Annotated in this window: 18 protein-coding genes; 4 read left to right on the forward strand and 14 right to left on the reverse strand. The window is 70.7% G+C overall.

Translation table 11 applies throughout. The features are described 5' to 3' along the window. Window positions 1–53: 53 nt before the first annotated feature. Window positions 54–1,070: a hypothetical protein gene (locus J3P31_RS04175; protein WP_210527139.1), complete on the forward strand. Its 1,017-nt coding sequence runs from the start codon at window positions 54–56 to the stop codon at window positions 1,068–1,070. 4 nt (window positions 1,071–1,074) lie between these two features. Here the strand turns inward: J3P31_RS04175 and J3P31_RS04180 are convergent, their stop codons facing one another. The 7 genes from J3P31_RS04180 to J3P31_RS04205 form a co-directional block, all read right to left on the reverse strand. Beyond that, window positions 1,075–1,746 (reverse strand): SPOR domain-containing protein, encoded by a 672-nt coding sequence (locus J3P31_RS04180; RefSeq protein ID WP_210527140.1) that lies wholly within the window; start codon window positions 1,744–1,746, stop codon window positions 1,075–1,077. Window positions 1,747–1,838: 92 nt separating this feature from the next. Next, the gene (upp, locus tag J3P31_RS04185; protein ID WP_210527141.1) at window positions 1,839–2,501 is read right to left on the reverse strand and encodes a uracil phosphoribosyltransferase; all 663 of its coding nucleotides are present in this window, start codon (window positions 2,499–2,501) and stop codon (window positions 1,839–1,841) included. Next, window positions 2,498–3,484 carry an adenosine deaminase gene (locus J3P31_RS04190; protein WP_368373011.1) on the reverse strand — a complete coding sequence of 329 codons (987 nt, stop codon included), beginning with the start codon at window positions 3,482–3,484 and terminating at the stop codon, window positions 2,498–2,500. Before J3P31_RS04190 ends, upp begins: the two co-directional genes overlap by 4 nt. Beyond that, on the reverse strand, window positions 3,481–4,656 hold the full coding sequence (locus J3P31_RS21300; RefSeq protein ID WP_246849263.1) for a phosphopentomutase: 1,176 nt from the start codon (window positions 4,654–4,656) through the stop codon (window positions 3,481–3,483). Before J3P31_RS21300 ends, J3P31_RS04190 begins: the two co-directional genes overlap by 4 nt. Continuing rightward, window positions 4,653–5,969, reverse strand: a complete 1,317-nt coding sequence (locus J3P31_RS04195) for a thymidine phosphorylase (protein ID WP_246849264.1) — start codon at window positions 5,967–5,969, stop codon at window positions 4,653–4,655. Before J3P31_RS04195 ends, J3P31_RS21300 begins: the two co-directional genes overlap by 4 nt. Then, window positions 5,966–6,352, reverse strand: a complete 387-nt coding sequence (locus tag J3P31_RS04200; protein WP_210527143.1) for a cytidine deaminase — start codon at window positions 6,350–6,352, stop codon at window positions 5,966–5,968. Before J3P31_RS04200 ends, J3P31_RS04195 begins: the two co-directional genes overlap by 4 nt. An 83-nt stretch (window positions 6,353–6,435) precedes the next feature. Next, on the reverse strand, window positions 6,436–7,542 hold the full coding sequence (locus tag J3P31_RS04205) for a cupin domain-containing protein (RefSeq protein ID WP_210527144.1): 1,107 nt from the start codon (window positions 7,540–7,542) through the stop codon (window positions 6,436–6,438). Between the two features lie 93 nt (window positions 7,543–7,635). Here J3P31_RS04205 and J3P31_RS04210 point away from each other — a divergent pair, with 93 nt between their 5' ends. Beyond that, the gene (locus J3P31_RS04210) at window positions 7,636–9,915 is read left to right on the forward strand and encodes an NADP-dependent malic enzyme (RefSeq protein WP_210527145.1); all 2,280 of its coding nucleotides are present in this window, start codon (window positions 7,636–7,638) and stop codon (window positions 9,913–9,915) included. A 33-nt stretch (window positions 9,916–9,948) separates the two neighbouring features. Here the strand turns inward: J3P31_RS04210 and J3P31_RS04215 are convergent, their stop codons facing one another. The 5 genes from J3P31_RS04215 to J3P31_RS04235 all read right to left on the reverse strand — a co-directional run bounded on the left by J3P31_RS04215 (window position 9,949) and on the right by J3P31_RS04235 (window position 12,545). Beyond that, entirely contained in the window at window positions 9,949–10,329 is a 381-nt protein-coding gene (locus tag J3P31_RS04215; protein ID WP_210527146.1) for a hypothetical protein, read from the reverse strand. 40 nt (window positions 10,330–10,369) lie between these two features. Continuing rightward, on the reverse strand, window positions 10,370–10,777 hold the full coding sequence (gene csgH, locus J3P31_RS04220) for a curli-like amyloid fiber formation chaperone CsgH (protein ID WP_210527147.1): 408 nt from the start codon (window positions 10,775–10,777) through the stop codon (window positions 10,370–10,372). A gap of 60 nt (window positions 10,778–10,837) precedes the next feature. Beyond that, on the reverse strand, window positions 10,838–11,281 hold the full coding sequence (locus J3P31_RS04225) for a hypothetical protein (protein ID WP_210527148.1): 444 nt from the start codon (window positions 11,279–11,281) through the stop codon (window positions 10,838–10,840). A gap of 179 nt (window positions 11,282–11,460) precedes the next feature. Further along, entirely contained in the window at window positions 11,461–11,784 is a 324-nt protein-coding gene (locus tag J3P31_RS04230; RefSeq protein ID WP_210527149.1) for a YnfA family protein, read from the reverse strand. Continuing rightward, the gene (locus J3P31_RS04235; RefSeq protein WP_210527150.1) at window positions 11,781–12,545 is read right to left on the reverse strand and encodes an NAD kinase; all 765 of its coding nucleotides are present in this window, start codon (window positions 12,543–12,545) and stop codon (window positions 11,781–11,783) included. Before J3P31_RS04235 ends, J3P31_RS04230 begins: the two co-directional genes overlap by 4 nt. 165 nt (window positions 12,546–12,710) lie before the next feature. Here J3P31_RS04235 and glyA point away from each other — a divergent pair, with 165 nt between their 5' ends. Continuing rightward, window positions 12,711–13,994 carry a serine hydroxymethyltransferase gene (gene glyA, locus J3P31_RS04240; RefSeq protein WP_210527151.1) on the forward strand — a complete coding sequence of 428 codons (1,284 nt, stop codon included), beginning with the start codon at window positions 12,711–12,713 and terminating at the stop codon, window positions 13,992–13,994. A gap of 196 nt (window positions 13,995–14,190) precedes the next feature. On the opposite strand, the gene J3P31_RS04245 is transcribed toward glyA, so the two are convergent. Beyond that, a complete protein-coding gene (locus tag J3P31_RS04245; RefSeq protein ID WP_210527152.1) occupies window positions 14,191–14,556 on the reverse strand; it encodes a hypothetical protein in 366 nt (121 codons plus the stop codon). Window positions 14,557–14,632: 76 nt separating this feature from the next. On the opposite strand from J3P31_RS04245, the gene J3P31_RS04250 reads away from it, so the two are divergent. Further along, window positions 14,633–15,382, forward strand: a complete 750-nt coding sequence (locus J3P31_RS04250; protein ID WP_210527153.1) for an alpha/beta fold hydrolase — start codon at window positions 14,633–14,635, stop codon at window positions 15,380–15,382. Window position 15,383: 1 nt separating this feature from the next. On the opposite strand, the gene J3P31_RS04255 is transcribed toward J3P31_RS04250, so the two are convergent. Then, complete coding sequence (locus J3P31_RS04255; RefSeq protein WP_210527154.1) at window positions 15,384–15,884, reverse strand: pyridoxamine 5'-phosphate oxidase family protein; 501 nt, start codon at window positions 15,882–15,884, stop codon at window positions 15,384–15,386. Window positions 15,885–15,917: the final 33 nt, after the last annotated feature.

Here is a 15,917-nt window from a genome sequence, read left to right on the forward strand (position 1 = left end):
CCCTTCCCGCGCCGGGCAGGATAAGGTGCCCGCGAAGTCACGCCCCGAGGATCATGACCGCGCTGTCCCGATATGCCCGTCTCGAAACCACGGGCCTCTGGCGTGCGGGCCCGACGGATGCGGGTCGCGAGGTTCTGGTGTCCTTCGGCAACGCCACCCTGGTCCTGGGCGAAAGCTCGGGCCAGCCCCTGGCGCACTGGTCGCTTCCGGCGGTGATCCGGCTCAATCCCGGCGGCTCGCCGGCGCTGTTCGCCCCTGACGAGGCCGGGTCCGAGACCCTGGAGATCGATGACGACATCATGGTCTCGGCCATCGAGACGGTGCGCGCCGCCGTGTCGCACAGGCGCGGGGTGCCGCCCCGGCTGCGCCGCATGGTTGCCGGCGGCGCGGCGGCCCTGGTGCTGGCCTTGGTCCTGTTCTGGCTGCCCGGCGCTCTCCGGCGCGAGGCGCTGACGGTCCTTCCGGCCCCCAAGCGGATCGAGATCGGGGCCACGCTTCTGGGGCATCTCCAGCGCCGCCTGGGACCGGCCTGCCGGGACCCGCTCGGGGCCGAGGCGCTGCGCCACCTTCATGACCGGACCTTGGGCCAGGGCGGACAGGCTGTCGTCCTTCCGACGGGTCCGGCCAGCCCGCTCGCCCTTCCGGGGGGGATCATCGTCCTGTCGCGCGAGATGGTGGAGCGGGCCGCCGAGCCGGCGGTCGTCGCGGGCCAGCTCCTCGTGGCCGAGGCCGCGACGGGCGGGACCGACCCGCTGGCCCTGCTGCTCGACGATGTCGGGACCATTGCCCTCGTCCGTCTGCTGGCGACCGGCAGCCTCGACCCGGATGCCGTCGAGGCCCATGCCGGCGATCTCCTGGAGGCTCCGATGCCGGACCCCGGGCCCGGGACGCTCGGCCCCGCCTTTGCGCAGGCCGAGGTTCCGATCACGCCCTATGCGATGGACAGGGATCCGACGGGCGAGGCGGTCAAGGATCTGGTGGAAACCGACGCCTATGCAGGCGGGGAGGCACCGATCCTCATCTCGGATTCGGAATGGGTGGCACTTCAGGACATCTGCCAGGGGGGCTGACCCGCTAGCGGGTCACGTAGGCGTCGGGGAACCCGGCGCGATGCAGCGTCCGAAGCGCGGCCTGCGCATCCTCGGACGTGGCGAAGGGACCCGCCGCGACCTGGGCCAAGAAACCGTCGCGGAGTCCCACCGCGAAACCGAGGGCGCGCAGCGCCGCAATGGTCCGCTGCACATTGGACAGCTGTGCGTAAGCGCCGACCTGCACATAGACCGGACGGGCGTCCCGATGAGCCGCCCCTCCGCCACCGCTGACCGGCGCGGGCCGCGGGACCGTCTGGAGCGCTGCCGTTTCCACCGGCCCGGTCCTGGCGGGGTGCGCCGAAACGGCCATCGCCGCAGCAGGCCGCGGATCGGGACTGGGCGCCACGATCCGCCGGGCCGTCGCCGGATCGGGCAGCGGATCCAGCCAGGCCGGACGGGCCGGGGCCACGCCCTCGGGGCCATGCCGCGGCGGCAGCGGAGTTGCGGCCTTGGCGGTCCGCCGCAGGCTGGCGCTGGAGGTGCCGCTGGACTGGGACAGGCAGGCGGGCTTCGCAGGCGCGCCGGCACAGGCCATGGCGTGCCACCGCCCGAGGGGCCCGACCTGGGCGATCGTCACGCCTGTCACGGCAGCCAGCGCGACGGCGGCCCCGAAGAGCCGTCCAGTCCTCAGCCATGCCGGCCCTGCCACCGTCATCGTTCCTCCGCGTTGGGCTGGCCGACCCATGCCCAAGCGAGTCGGGCGGCGATAGCCGCCCTTGCGTCAACACTCCGTTGCGGAATCGATGATTACTTGGTCCCGAACATCCGGTCGCCCGCATCCCCGAGCCCCGGCACGATGTAGCCGTGGTCGTTGAGGTGGCTGTCGATGGCCGCCGTGACGATGGCCACGTCCGGATGCGCCTCCTGCATCCGTGCGATCCCTTCGGGCGCGGCCAGAAGGCAAAGGAACCGGATGTCCCGCGCCCCCGACTTCTTGAGCAGGTCCACGGCCGCCGCCGACGAGTTGCCGGTCGCCAACATGGGGTCCACGACGATGCAGGTCCGGTCCTCCAGATGCTGCGGCACCTTGAAGTAGTACTGCACCGGCTGGAGCGACTCCGGATCGCGGTAAAGCCCCACGAACCCCACGCGCGCCGCCGGGATGAGGTCCAGGATTCCGTCCATGAGCCCGTTCCCGGCCCGCAGGATCGAGATGAGGGCCAGCTTCTTGCCCTCGATGGTGGGGGCCTCCATCTCGACCAGCGGCGTCTGGATGGTCTTGGTCGTCATCGGCAGGGTCCGGGTGACCTCATAGGCCAGGAGGAGGCTGATCTCGCGCAGGAGCTGCCGGAACGAGGCGGTGGACGTGTCATGCTCGCGCATGAGCGTGAGCTTGTGCTGCACCAGGGGATGATCGACGACGGTGACGGGCGCGGGCGTTCCGGGCGGGGTGTTCGGGATGTCGGTCATGCGGCCTCCAGCGTCTTTCTGATCCGGTCCTTTGTCGCCTCGTCGCAGAACGCGGCCGAGAGCGCCACCATGTTCAGCTCCGTCAGGTCGCCCTCGTTCCAGCCGAAGGTCTTGTCCAGCATCTCCCATTCGCGCGTCATGGTGGTGCCGAAGAACGGCGGGTCGTCCGTGGACACCGTAACCTTCACCTCGCGCGCGCGCAGGGTCTCGATGGGGTGCTTCTGCCAGGATGGCACCGCGCCCAGGTAGACGTTGGATCCGGGGCACACCTCGAGGACCACGCCCGCCTCGGCGATGCGCTCCATGAGGGCGGGGTCCCTGGCCGCCGCGATCCCGTGCCCGATCCGTTCGGGGCGCAGGTCGCGCAGCGTGTCGGCGACCATGCCGGGCCCGCCCCATTCGCCCGCATGGCAGGTGAGCCTCAGCCCCGCCTCGCGCGCGAGGTCGAAGCTCCAGGCATAATCCTTGGGGGCGCCCACCGTCTCGGCCCCGGCCATCCCAAATCCGGTGACAAACCCGCCCATCGTCTCGGCCGCGCAGAGCGCCGCGCGCTTGGCCTTGTCCGGCCCGAAATGCCGGATGCAGGTCACGATGGTCCGCAGCGTGATCCCGGCCCTGGCCTCGGCCTCGCAGGCGGCGTCCTCGATGGCGGCGATGTGGTCGCGCCAGGACTCGACGTCCCCGCCCCCGCAAAAGTCAGGGGAAACGAAGGCCTCGGAATAGACGACGCCGTTCGCGGCGCTTTCCTCCAGCACCGCCAGGGTCAGGCGCCGGTAGTCCTCGGGCGAGGTCAGCACGGAGCAGGCGGCCTCGTAGACCTTCAGGAAATGTTCGAAGCTCCCCGTGCGGTAGCCGCCCCGCTCGTCGAAGATACCCGAGATGTCGATGGACTTCTCGGCGGCCATGCCGCGGATGAAGCTGGGCGGCGCGGCACCCTCCAGATGGAGGTGCAGTTCCACCTTGGAAAGGTCCTTCCAGCTCACAGCACGCTCCTCCCCTGCCCCTGGGCGGGCACCCCCAGGTGCGCCGCCACGGACGCGCCCACATCCGCGAACCCCATCAGGCCCAGCCCCCTCGCGCTGATCCCGTGAATCAGCACCGGGACCCGCTCGCGCGTATGGTCGGTGCCGCTCCAGGTCGGGTCGTTGCCATGGTCGGCCGTGATCACGAGCAGGTCCCCGGCCTTCAGCCGCGAGATCAGCTCCGCCATCCCGGCGTCGAACCATTCGAGCTGCCGGGCGTACCCGGCCGCATCCCGCCGGTGGCCGTAGTCGGTGTCGAACTCCACGAAGTTGGCGAAGGTCAGCGAGCCGTCCTCGGCCTCCGCGGCCAGCCGGTGCAGGTGTTCCATCAGCTCCCGGTCCGGTCCCTTGGACAGCGTGTCGATGCCGCGCATCGAGAAGATGTCGCCGATTTTTCCTACCGCATGGACCCGCCGCCCGGCCCCCTGCACCCAGTCGCAGAGCGTCGGCGCGGGCGGCGCAATGGCGAAGTCGCGCCGGTAGGGCGTGCGCCTGAAGCTTCCCGGGCCGCCGATAAAGGGCCGGGCGATGACCCGGCCCACGCGCATCCTGTGCAGCGTCGGCGCCAGGTCGCGGCAAAGGTCGATCAGCCGGTCGCGCCCGAAGGCCTCCTCGTGGGCCGCGATCTGGAAGACCGAGTCGACCGAGGTGTAGCAGATCGGCCAGCCGGTCCGGAGATGCTCCTCGCCCAGGTCGTCGATGATCGCGGTGCCCGAAGCATGCCTGTTCCCGAGAATGCCGTCCGTTCCGGCAAGCCGGCAGACCTCGGCCACCAGATCCGGCGGAAAGGCGGGCTCTGCCTTGGGGAAGTAATGCCAGTCCCAGGGCACCGGGACCCCCGCGAGCTCCCAATGGCCCGATGGGGTATCCTTGCCCCTGCTGATCTCCGTCGCCGCGCCCCAGGCGCCGGCCGGGGTGGCGGTCAACTCGGGCAGGTCCAGCCCCGAGGCAAGCCTGACCGCAGGGCCGAGCCCCAGCCGCGCGAGGGTCGGGACCTTCAGCCCCACCTCGGCCGCGATATGGCCGATGGTGTTGGCGCCCGTGTCGGGGCGATCCCCGTTGAAGTACTGGTCGGCGTCAGGCGCCCCGCCGATGCCCACCGAATCCATGACGACCAGGAAGGCGCGCGTCATCCCACGCGCTCCCTCACCAGGGGTCCGATCCTGGCTGCCTGGCCGATCCGGATCGCGGCCCGGACCGCGTCGGCGGCCGCCCGGGCCGCCGCCTCGTCGCGCGCATGGACCAGGGCCAGCGGCTCCCCCTGCGACACCCGGGCGCCACGCTTGAGCACCTGGGTCAGGCCCACGGCAGGATCGACGGGGTCGGTCTCCCTCGTCCGCCCGCCGCCCAGGGCCACGACCGCGAGGCCAAGCGCCTCCCCGTCCACCTCGGCCACGACCCCGGCCTCGCCAGCGGGGACCTCGATCACGACGGGGGCCTTGGGCAGCCGCCCGCGCCAGGTGGAGGCCAGGTCCGGCGGGCCGCCCATCATCGCGACCATCCGCTCGAACCGCTCCATGGCGGCGCCCGAGGCGATAGCCTGCGCAATCTGTTCCTCGCCTTCGCCCTCGGACTGACCAGCCAGCGCGAGAAGGCGTCCCCCCAGCGCCACGGTAAGGTCGTGCAGGCGCGGCGCGACCTCCCGCCGGCCTTCCATCACCTCCAGGCACAAGGCCACCTCGACCGCGTTGCCCAGGGCCGGGCAAAGCGGCTCGTCCATGTCGGTGACGAAAGCCGCCGTCGGGCACCCGGCCCCGTTCGCGGTGGCGACCAGCGCCTCGGCCAGCGCCAAGGCCTCCGCATCCGTCTTCATGAAGGCGCCCGAGCCGCATTTCACGTCCAGCACCAGCCCGTCCAGCCCAGCCGCCAGCTTCTTGGACAGGATGGAGGCCGTGATGAGGTCAATGCTTTCGACGGTCCCGCTGACGTCCCGGATCGCATAAAGCCGCCGGTCGGCGGGCGCGATCTCGGCGGTGGCGCCCGCGATGGCGCAGCCGACCTCGCCGACGATCCGGCGCAGCCGGTCCTCGGACACCTTGGGCTCGACGCCGGGGATCGCCTCCATCTTGTCCAGCGTCCCGCCCGTGTGCCCCAGACCCCGGCCCGAGATCATCGGCACCGCCACGCCGCAGGCCGCGAGCGCGGGCGCGAGGATCAGCGACACCGCATCCCCCACGCCCCCGGTCGAGTGCTTGTCGAGCACCGGCCGGTCGAGCCGCCAATCCAGCACCCGCCCCGAGTCCCGCATGGCGAGCGTCAGCGCCACCCGCCCCTGCTCTCCCAGCCCCCTCAGGCACACGGCCATCGCGAAGGCCCCGGCCTGCGCGTCCGTGACGGCCCCGCTGGCCAGGCCGCGCGCGAACCAGCGCAGCTCGTTCTCGGTGGGCGTTTCCCCGCGCCGGAGCCGCCCGTTCACCCAGCGCGCGTCGAGCCGGGGTTCCATCATGCCATGTCCCGGTCCGTGAAGGCGCCAGGGAGCAGCTCGGCCACGGTCGTTTCCTGCCGGGCGCCGCGCGTGGTGGCCAGGGTGACCCTGACGTCGCCCGCCCCGAACTCGGCCAGCTTCTGCCGGCAGCCGCCGCAGGGCGGGACCGGCCGGGGGGCATCGGCGATCACCGCGACCTCGGCGATCCGGGTCTCTCCGGCCGCGACCATGGCCGCGATGGCCCCGGCCTCGGCGCAGGTGCCTTCGGGGTAGGCCGCATTCTCGACGTTCACGCCCAGGTAGACCTGGCCCGACCCGGCCCGGATCGCCGCGCCGACCTTGAAGTTGGAATAGGGCGCATAGGCGTTCCCGCGCACCTGGGCGGCGGCTTCGACGAGCGTCATGGGCTGGCTCCTTCCGTTTGGCCGCAACTCTGGTCAGGCGGAGGGTCCGGCGCAAGACGGCGCGACCCGGGCCGCCCGGGACGTTACGCCGGGTTTTTCGCCGGGGCTGTCGCGAAGCGCCCCGGAAGGGCCACTTCCAACAGCTCCAGATCCTCCGAAGGGGCCGACCATCGGGTCGCCATCCCGGGCGGGATCACGAAGGCGTCGCCCTGGGAGAGGGTGTAGGCGTCCTTGCCCTCGCCCTCCAGCGTCAGGCCGCCCCGCATCACGAAGCCGAACAGGATGTCGGCGTCATGGGTGGCCCAGCCCGCCTCGCCCGCGCCGGGACGGACGACCTGCACGCCGGCCACGCCGCCCGTGTTGTCGGCGATGGTGGTGTCCCGCGCCTCGAAGCCCCCAAGACGGAAGGGCGACCAGACCGCGCCCTCGGCCTGGTTGTGGACGAAGCGCTGGCCATCCCATTCCCGGTCCGGACGGAGATGCGGTGTGGGCAGCGCCATGTCATGGTCGATCTCGGTCACGTGCTCGGCGGGGACGCCGATCTCGATCACTTCGATGCCGTCGGAGGCCTCGAGGACCCGGTGGCGGATCCGGGGCGGCTGGATGAAGCAGTCGCCGGCATGAAGGCGGCGCGGCCCGCCCTGGTCCTCGTAAAGGACATCCACCCATCCCTTGATGCAGAAGATGAGCTGGAAGCCCACCTTGTGGAAATGCACCATGTCCGGCACCGGCCCGCCGTCCGGAATGCGGATGTGGGACGCGATCATCGCGCCGCCGAGCCGCGACGGCACCAGGTCGCGGTAGTGCATCCCGGCGCGGCCGATGACCCAGGGCGCCTGGTCGGCCAGCCGTCGCACGACAAAGGCGTGTTGCGTCGCGGGCAGCACGAGGGGCGGGTTCAGTTCATCGATCTCGACCCGCGTGCCGCCGGGCGAGGTCAGCGCCCGCTCTCCGCCGGCAAAGCCAGCATCGTCGGTCAGGAGCCGCAGCATCCCCGGCGTCCCGGGCTCCTGCACCAGCCGGACGCGCAGCCCGTGGCCGGAGAGCACCGCCACCGCCGGGTCGTCGGCGGGGTAGATCATGTCGAGCCGCATCTTCAGGGTTCGCGTGAAGAACGGCAGGTCGGCCCGGAGGTCCGTGGTGGGCAGCCGCGCCTCGGCGCGGATCTCGGCGGCTTGGGTCAGGGTCATGATGCGGGGAACCCTGATGGCCGCGTCATGCCTTTGCAAGGGCCCGGCGCCATGCTTATAGCAGCCAAAACAGGCGGGCGCGGGAGAGCGAGCATGGCCGACGACGGCAAGGACGGACTGCGGCAGGCCGCGCTGGACTACCACCGTTTCCCGCGGCCCGGAAAGCTCGAGATCCGGGCCACCAAGCCCCTGGCCAACGGCCGCGACCTGGCCCGCGCCTATTCGCCCGGCGTGGCGGAGGCCTGCCTGGAGATCCGCGCGAACCCGCAGACGGCCCGCGACTACACCTCGCGCGGGAACCTCGTGGCGGTGGTGTCGAACGGCACGGCCGTTCTGGGCCTTGGGAACATCGGCGCGCTGGCCTCGAAGCCGGTGATGGAGGGCAAGGCGGTGCTCTTCAAGAAGTTCGCCAACATCGACTGCTTCGACATCGAGCTGAACGAAGCCGACCCCGAGAAGCTGGCCGAGATCGTCTGCGCGCTCGAGCCCACCTTCGGCGCCATCAACCTCGAGGACATCAAGGCGCCGGACTGCTTCACCGTCGAACGGATCTGCCGCGAGCGGATGAACATCCCGGTCTTCCACGATGACCAGCACGGGACCGCCATCGTCGTGGGCGCGGCGACCACCAACGCCCTGCGCGTCGTCGGCAAGGACTGGGCCGACATCAAGGTCGTCTCGACCGGTGGCGGCGCGGCAGGGATCGCCTGCCTCGACATGCTGGTGAAGCTGGGAGTGCGGCGCGAGAACATCTGGCTCTGCGACCTCGCCGGGCTGGTCCACGCGGGCCGCGAGGCCGAGATGACGCCCCAGAAGGCCGCCTACGCCCAGGGCACCACGCCCGCGACGCTCGACGACGTGATCGGGGGCGCGGACATGTTCCTGGGCCTGTCCGGCCCGAACGTCCTCAAGCCCGAGATGGTCGCCAAGATGGCCGACCGCCCGATCATCTTCGCCCTCGCCAACCCCTCGCCCGAGATCATGCCCGACGCGGCCCGCGCCGCCGCCCCTGGTGCCGTGATCGCCACGGGCCGGTCGGACTTTCCGAACCAGGTCAACAACGTGCTTTGCTTTCCCTTCATCTTCCGGGGTGCGCTGGACGTGGGCGCGACCACCATCAACGACGAGATGAAGCTGGCCTGCATCGAAGGCATCGCCGAGTTGGCCCGGCAGACCACCTCGGCCGAGGCCGCCGCCGCCTACCACGGCGAGGAGATGACCTTCGGCCCCGACTACCTGATCCCCAAGCCCTTCGACCCGCGCCTGATGGGCGTCGTCGCCACGGCGGTCGCGCGCGCGGCGATGGAATCGGGCGTGGCGACCCGGCCCATCGCCGACCTCGACGCCTACCGGGACGAACTGAACGGCTCGGTCTTCCGCTCCGCCCTCATCATGCGCCCTGTCTTCGAGGCGTCCAAGCACGCCGCCCGCCGCATCGTCTTCGCCGAGGGCGAGGACGAGCGGGTCCTGCGCACGGCGGCGGCGATGCTGGAAGAGACCGACGACAAGCCCATCCTCATCGGACGGCCCGAAGTCGTGGACGTCCGCTGCCGCCGCCTGGGCCTGCCCATCCGCCCGGACCGCGACTTCGAGCTGGTGAACCCCGAATCCGACGCGCGCTATCGCGACTACTGGGGCACCTACCACGAGCTGATGGCCCGGCGCGGCGTGACCCCGGACACCGCGCGGGCGATCATGCGGACGAACGCCACCGCCATCGGCGCGGTCATGGTCCACCGGAGCGAAGCCGACAGCCTCATCTGCGGCACCTTCGGCCAGTACCTTTGGCACCTCACCTATGTCCGGCAGGTCCTGGCCCGCGGCGGCCTGCGGCCCCAGGGCGCCCTGTCGCTGATGATCCTCGAGGACGGCCCGCTGTTCATCGCCGACACCCAGGTCCACCCCGATCCCACGCCCGAGCAGGTCGTGGACGCCGCCATCGGTGCCGCCCGCCACGCCCGCCGCTTTGGCGTCACCCCCAAGGTGGCCCTCTGCTCCCAAAGCCAGTTCGGCAACCTCGACACCACGTCGGGCCACAAGATGCGGCAGGCCATGGACCTTCTCGCGCAGCGCGAGCCGGACTTCGCCTACGAGGGCGAGATGACGGTGGACGCCGCGCTCGATCCCGAACTGCGCGAACGGCTTCTGCCGGGCAACCGGCTTGAGGGGGTGGCGAACATCCTCATCTTCGCCGGGACCGACACGGCGTCGGGCGTGCGCAACATCCTCAAGATGAAGGCGCGCGCTCTGGAGGTGGGGCCGATCCTGATGGGCATGGGCAACCGCGCCCATATCGTGACGCCGTCCATCACGGCGCGCGGCCTCCTCAACATGAGCGCCATCGCGGGCACGCCGGTCCAGCACTACAGCTGACCGGCCGCCCTGCGGTCTGGCCCCCTCCCCGGCTCACCAGCCGTACTGGAGGGTCACCCCCAGATCGCCATCCTGTTGGGTGACGTCCGATGCGGTGCCCTGGCCGCCTTGGATGATGACATGGGCGTTGCGGTTGCCGGTCTGATCGAGGCTGGCCCGGTGATCGCGTCCCCTCTGGTAGATCGCGCCACGGTTGCCGGACCCGGACTGGGACAGGGTGGCGCTGTTGGCATCTCCCCTCTGCCGGATGACGCCTTCGTTCCGCAGGCGGTCCCGAAGGGTCAGGAGCGTGAGACCCAGCCGGATCGACCGGGCCTCCTGCTCGGTGCGGGGCATCCATGTGTAGGACAGGGTCTCGGCCCCCGAAACGATCGGAAGAAGGGTGAACAGAAGCAGGGCGGCGATCCGAAGCATGGTCGGGCTCCCTTGCGTTGCGGGGCGGCGGGGGGGGGAGTCAGCCTGGCCGGACGGGGCAGGCCACCGTTCGTCCCTCCGAGGTGACGGTCATGCTGGCCTCCAGGCCGACCATCCCTCCATTGACGCTGGCCTCGCCGACCACGGCGTCGGTTCCGGCCTTCATCGACAGGTCGCCCGACTGGTCGATGGACACCCCAGGGCCGCGCACCCGGAGCGCATAGGTGGCCGAGACCGCCTCCGTCGCCTCGAGGCGGCCCTCCAGCGCGACGGCGCCGCCCTGCTGCCGCGTCGTGAGAGCACAGGTGAAGGGAAAGGCCTGCGCGGTGCCCTGGACCGGCGCCGCGCGCGCCGACGTGCCCGCCGGTCCGGTCGAGCCCATGGCCATGGCGCAGGCCGTGAGGACGAGGGCCGCGAAGGCCATGAGGAGTGGGGATCGCGTGATCATCGAAGGTCCTCCTGGAAAGGGGGCGCGCCGTGCCGCGCACCCCTGGCGGTGAACGGGGGGTCAGTCCTGGACGATGACGGCGACGTTGCCGCTGCCGTACTGGCGGGCGGTAGCGTGGCCGTTCCGGCCCGTCTGGATCACCCCGATGGCGTTGCAGCGCCCCGCCTGCTCCAGGTCCGCGTCGTTGCTCGAGCCGAACTGCGCCACCCCCAGGACATTGCAGCGCCCCGCCTGGGAGGTCGTGGTGCTGTTGTAGGCTCCGGTCTGGCCGACGACGGTGCGGTTCCTTGCGCCGTCCTGCGTCGCGATGGTCGTGTTGCGGTAGCCGTCCTGGGTGATGGACATGCGGTTGCGGGCCCCGTCCTGCCGCAGCCCCACGCCGTTGTGCAGGCCCCACTGGTCCAGCCGGACGATGTTGCGACCACCATCGGCCAGCGCCGGCACCGCGGCCAGCCCGAGCGACAGACCGAAGGCCGCGCTGGCGAGGATTGTTCTGAGGGTCATCGTGGATCTCCCGTACGGGCGGCCTTGCGCCCGGCTCGTTGCGTCGGCCCGACGTCCGGGTCCGATGCGATGAGGAAGGGGGCTCCCGGCAGAGCAGGCAAAATCCGTGCGGCGCTAGCGGCTGTCGCGCGGCCGCCGGAGGCGCGTTATCCGATATCCCGGGAGGAGGTGGCCCGACCTCAACCGTGCCGGGGCGGAAGCAGGATCAGGGCCGCCCCCAGGAGGACCACGGCGCCGCCGCCAAGGTCCCAGCGATCCGGCCTTTGTCCTTCGACCAGCCAGAGCCAGGCGAGCGAGGCCGCGACATAGACCCCGCCATATGCCGCATAGGCCCGTCCGGCGAATACGGCCTGGGATTGCGCGAGCACCGTGGCAAAGGCCAGGAGGGAGGCCACCCCTGGCAGGACCCAAAGGGCCGAGGCGCCGCCGCGGCTCCAGGCCCAGACGGCAAAGCACCCCGCAATCTCCAGCACGGCGGCCAGCGCATAAAGCGCCAGCGTCATGCGAACTGCTCGCGGATCAGCCGCTCGTCCAGGCCGTGGCCGGGATCGAAAAGGAGGTGATGCCGCACCGCGGGCTCCGAGGCGATCTCGACCCAGGCGACGTCCCGCACGGGGCGGGAGTCGGCGTCGGCGCGCACGGGGCGCTTTTCCGCCTCGATCACCTCGAAGCGGACGACGGCGTTCTTGGGGACCAAGGCGCCGCGCCAGCGCCGTGGGCGGAAGGGCGCGATGGCCGTCAGGGCCAGCACCTCGGCCCCGATGGGCAGCACCGGCCCGTGGGCCGAATAGTTGTAGGCCGTGGAGCCGGCGGGCGTGGCCACCAGAGCGCCGTCACAGACGAGCTCCTCCATGCGGACCTTGCCGTCCACCGACACGCGCAGCTTGGCGGCCTGGGGACCGGCGCGCAGCAGCGACACCTCGTTGATGGCCAAGGCCTCCTGCACCCCGCCCGTGATGGGCGCGGCCCTCATGCGCAAGGGATTGATGACGGCGTGCTCGGCGCTCGCCAGGCGCTGGCGCAGGTCGCTTTCCCGGTAGGTGTTCATCAGGAACCCGACGGTGCCCCGGTTCATGCCATAGACCGGCGTTTCCGACCCTTCCACGGAATGAAGGGTCTGGAGCATGAAGCCGTCGCCGCCGAGGGCGACCACCACGTCGGCCTCCTCCAGCGACACGTCGCCGTAGCGCGCGGCGAGCCGGTCGCGGGCTTCGCGGGCCAAGGGGGTCTCGCTCGCGGCGAAGCTGATGCGGATCGCGGTCATGCGCCTGGCCAAGCCCCCCGGGGTTTCCCCGGGTTTGTCCGCTGCCACGATACGAAACGCAAGCGCTCGATCGGCTTCGCAAGAGGCGGCGCGCGCGTCGTTTTGCGCCTCGCGTCATGGGCGGCAAGCCGGTAAGAGGCATCAAGCCGCCCGAAAGGACTTCCGATGCTGGACCAAGCCTTCTTCGACACCTCCCTTGCCGCCCGCGACCCCGAGATCGCCGCCGCCATCGCGCAGGAGCTCGGTCGCCAGCGCCACGAGATCGAGCTCATCGCGAGCGAGAACATCGTGAGCCGCGCCGTCCTCGAGGCGCAGGGCTCGGTGATGACCAACAAGTACGCCGAAGGCTACCCGGGCAAGCGCTACTACGGCGGTTGCCAGTTCGTCGACATCGCCGAGAACCTGGCCATCGAGCGGGCCAAGAAGCTCTTCGGCTGCGGCTTCGCCAACGTCCAGCCCAACTCCGGGTCGCAGGCGAACCAGGGGGTCTACACCGCCCTGCTCCAGCCCGGCGACACGATCCTCGGCATGAGCCTCGACGCCGGCGGCCACCTGACCCACGGGGCCAAGCCCAACCAGTCGGGCAAGTGGTTCAACGCCATCCAGTACGGCGTGCGGCGGCAGGACTCGCTGCTCGACTACGATCAGGTCGCCCAACTCGCCGAACAGCACAAGCCCAAGGCGATCATCGCCGGGGGATCGGCCATCCCGCGCGTCATCGACTTTGCCCGGATGCGCGAGATCGCGGACAGCGTGGGCGCCTACCTGATCGTGGACATGGCGCACTTTGCGGGCCTCGTGGCGGCGGGGCTTTACCCCTCGCCCTTCCCGCACGCCCATGTGGCGACGACCACCACGCACAAGACCCTGCGCGGCCCCCGGGGTGGCATGATCCTCACCAACGACGAGGACATCGCGAAGAAGGTCAACTCGGCCATCTTCCCCGGCATCCAGGGCGGCCCGCTGATGCACGTCATCGCCGCCAAGGCGGTTGCCTTCGGCGAGGCGCTGGATCCGTCGTTCAAGGACTATCAGGGCCGCGTCGTGGCCAACGCCCAGGCTTTGGCCGATGAGTTGATGAAGGGCGGGCTCGACATCGTCACCGGCGGCACCGACACCCACCTCATGCTGGTGGACCTGCGGCCCAAGGGCGTGAAGGGCAACGCGACCGAGCAGGCCCTGGGCCGCGCGCACATCACCTGCAACAAGAACGGCGTCCCCTTCGACCCCGAGAAGCCCACCGTGACCTCGGGCGTCCGCCTGGGCTCGCCCGCAGCCACGACGCGCGGCTTCGGCGAGGAGGAGTTCCGGCAGGTTGGTCGCTGGATCATCGAAGTCGTGGACGGGCTCAAGGCCACCGACGGCCAGGGGGATGCCGCCGTCGAGGCCAAGGTGAAGGCCGAGGTCGAGGCGCTCTGCCATCGGTTCCCGATCTATCCGGGCCTTTGACGTCCTGCCCGGGAGGATGCGACCGGGCTCGTGGCCGATCATGAACTGATGGAAGGGCCGGGAGCGCATCGCTCGCCGGCCCTTCGTCCGTCCAGGGACGACGATGACATGCGCTGCGACAGAAGCCTCGTGCCCGGCCTGCAGGACGCCGGGCCGGCGGGTCGGCAGCCGTCCCCCGATCAGGACGCAGCGGCGCCTAGATGAAGCCCCGCCACCAGAGCACCGCGACGATCAGCGCGGCGGTGGACAGGATGTAGAATCCGGCTGTCGCCAGCCAGTCGAGCCGACGGTGACGACGCGCCTGAACGGGATCGAGGCTGCGCAGATGCGAGGCGACCCGTCCTTCGGCTTTCGCGACCTGTCGAGGGTCCACGAGGCGGGCCAGACGGGGATGGCGCGCCATCTCTTCGGCGCGGGCCAGAAACAGCGCATCAGTGCGGAGCGCGCGCGGAAGTCGCCGTCCTGCGCGCCGGACCTGCTGGCCCAGTGTCCGCCCCCGAACGCCAAGCTGGTCATGCAACAGGGTGCGCAGGCTGGCGAGGTGGGGGGACCAGTCGGACATGATGCAACTCTGGCGGCCGCAGCGCCCGGGCTCAAGCCCCCTGGAGCGCAAGGGGCAGCGCAGCTAGGTAAGTGCCATGCTGAACGTCATCCGCCACGGCGCCCCGACCGATCGCCCTGCCCTGCTGATTGCCCATGGCCTGTTCGGCTCGGCCCGGAACTGGGGGGTGATCGCGCGCCGCCTGTCCGACACGCGCGAGGTGCTGGCCGTGGACATGCGGAACCACGGGCAGAGCTTCCACGACCCCGTTCACGACTATCCCGCCATGGCCCGGGACCTGGCCGGTGCGATCGAGGACCATGGAAGTCCGGTGGACGTCCTGGGCCATTCCATGGGCGGCAAGGCGGCGATGGTGCTGGCGCTGTTGCGGCCCGGGCTGGTGCGGCGTCTCGTGGTGCTCGACATCGCGCCGGTCGCCTATGGGCACACGCAGATGCCTTCCATCGAGGCGATGCGGCGGGTGGACCTGGCCACGGTTGGCTCGCGCGCCGAGGCCGAGGCGCAGATGCAGGCCGATCCGGCGCTTGCACCGTTCCTGCTGCAAAGCCTGGATCTCGCGAACCGGCGCTGGCGGTTGAACCTCGACGCGCTGGAGGCGAACATGGCCACCGCGGTCGGCTTCCCGGAGGTCGTGGGGCGCTTTGACGGACCGACGCTGTTCCTGTCGGGGGAGCTTTCGACCTACGTCCTGCCGGAGCATCGGCCGCGCATCAAGGCGCTGTTCCCCAATGCCCGCTTTGTCCGGGTCAAGGGGGCGGGCCACTGGGTCCACGCCGACCGCCCCCGCGAGACGGAGGCGGCCGTGCGGGCGTTCCTGGACGCCTAGATCAGCGCATCGACACTTCGGCGATGTTGTCCTTGTAGTCCTTGGTCGGGTCGCGGCCGAGCAGGGTCAGCGCATAGGCCACGAGCGAGGACCCGTCCTTCCACAGCTTGGCGTGCTGGGGGTCAAGCCGCAGCAGCGCGAGCTTGGGGTCGTCCTTGCCGCCCTCGTACCAGGCCGAGACGTAGGAGTTCCACAGCTTGTCGATCATCGCGCGGTTGTTCTCGACCTGCAGCGTGCCGGACACCGTGGCCCAGATATCATGGCCCTTGGAGACGAAGTGGAAGCTCGCGTCCTTGGCGCCGGTCCCGAGGTGCTCCACCAGGTCGGATTCGCGGTTGCCGAAGAACCAGATGGGCCCGGTGCTCTGGTCGTCCTCGAGCTGGGCGGTCATCGGGCGGTACTCGATCTCGGTGCCGAGGCCCAGCATGACAGTCATGTCCTTGCGGAGGGCAGCCCAGAAGCGGGCCTCGATCTCGGCGTCTTTCTTGGGGTCGTCGGTCATGGAAACTCTCCTTGCCGTGTCCGGTCAGGAACG

This window comes from Rubellimicrobium arenae (genome assembly GCF_017916275.1).
GTDB lineage: Bacteria > Pseudomonadota > Alphaproteobacteria > Rhodobacterales > Rhodobacteraceae > Rubellimicrobium > Rubellimicrobium arenae.

What these genes read in the sequence shown, in the direction of transcription:
- J3P31_RS04175 (WP_210527139.1), top strand. Translation starts at nt 54, where the DNA reads ATGACCGCGCTGTCCCGATATGCCCGTCTCGAAACCACGGGCCTCTGG.
- J3P31_RS04180 (WP_210527140.1), bottom strand. Translation starts at nt 1,746, where the DNA reads ATGACGGTGGCAGGGCCGGCATGGCTGAGGACTGGACGGCTCTTCGGG.
- upp (WP_210527141.1), bottom strand. Translation starts at nt 2,501, where the DNA reads ATGACCGACATCCCGAACACCCCGCCCGGAACGCCCGCGCCCGTCACC.
- J3P31_RS21300 (WP_246849263.1), bottom strand. Translation starts at nt 4,656, where the DNA reads ATGACGCGCGCCTTCCTGGTCGTCATGGATTCGGTGGGCATCGGCGGG.
- J3P31_RS04195 (WP_246849264.1), bottom strand. Translation starts at nt 5,969, where the DNA reads ATGATGGAACCCCGGCTCGACGCGCGCTGGGTGAACGGGCGGCTCCGG.
- J3P31_RS04200 (WP_210527143.1), bottom strand. Translation starts at nt 6,352, where the DNA reads ATGACGCTCGTCGAAGCCGCCGCCCAGGTGCGCGGGAACGCCTATGCG.
- J3P31_RS04205 (WP_210527144.1), bottom strand. Translation starts at nt 7,542, where the DNA reads ATGACCCTGACCCAAGCCGCCGAGATCCGCGCCGAGGCGCGGCTGCCC.
- J3P31_RS04210 (WP_210527145.1), top strand. Translation starts at nt 7,636, where the DNA reads ATGGCCGACGACGGCAAGGACGGACTGCGGCAGGCCGCGCTGGACTAC.
- J3P31_RS04215 (WP_210527146.1), bottom strand. Translation starts at nt 10,329, where the DNA reads ATGCTTCGGATCGCCGCCCTGCTTCTGTTCACCCTTCTTCCGATCGTT.
- csgH (WP_210527147.1), bottom strand. Translation starts at nt 10,777, where the DNA reads ATGATCACGCGATCCCCACTCCTCATGGCCTTCGCGGCCCTCGTCCTC.
- J3P31_RS04225 (WP_210527148.1), bottom strand. Translation starts at nt 11,281, where the DNA reads ATGACCCTCAGAACAATCCTCGCCAGCGCGGCCTTCGGTCTGTCGCTC.
- J3P31_RS04230 (WP_210527149.1), bottom strand. Translation starts at nt 11,784, where the DNA reads ATGACGCTGGCGCTTTATGCGCTGGCCGCCGTGCTGGAGATTGCGGGG.
- J3P31_RS04235 (WP_210527150.1), bottom strand. Translation starts at nt 12,545, where the DNA reads ATGACCGCGATCCGCATCAGCTTCGCCGCGAGCGAGACCCCCTTGGCC.
- glyA (WP_210527151.1), top strand. Translation starts at nt 12,711, where the DNA reads ATGCTGGACCAAGCCTTCTTCGACACCTCCCTTGCCGCCCGCGACCCC.
- J3P31_RS04245 (WP_210527152.1), bottom strand. Translation starts at nt 14,556, where the DNA reads ATGTCCGACTGGTCCCCCCACCTCGCCAGCCTGCGCACCCTGTTGCAT.
- J3P31_RS04250 (WP_210527153.1), top strand. Translation starts at nt 14,633, where the DNA reads ATGCTGAACGTCATCCGCCACGGCGCCCCGACCGATCGCCCTGCCCTG.
- J3P31_RS04255 (WP_210527154.1), bottom strand. Translation starts at nt 15,884, where the DNA reads ATGACCGACGACCCCAAGAAAGACGCCGAGATCGAGGCCCGCTTCTGG.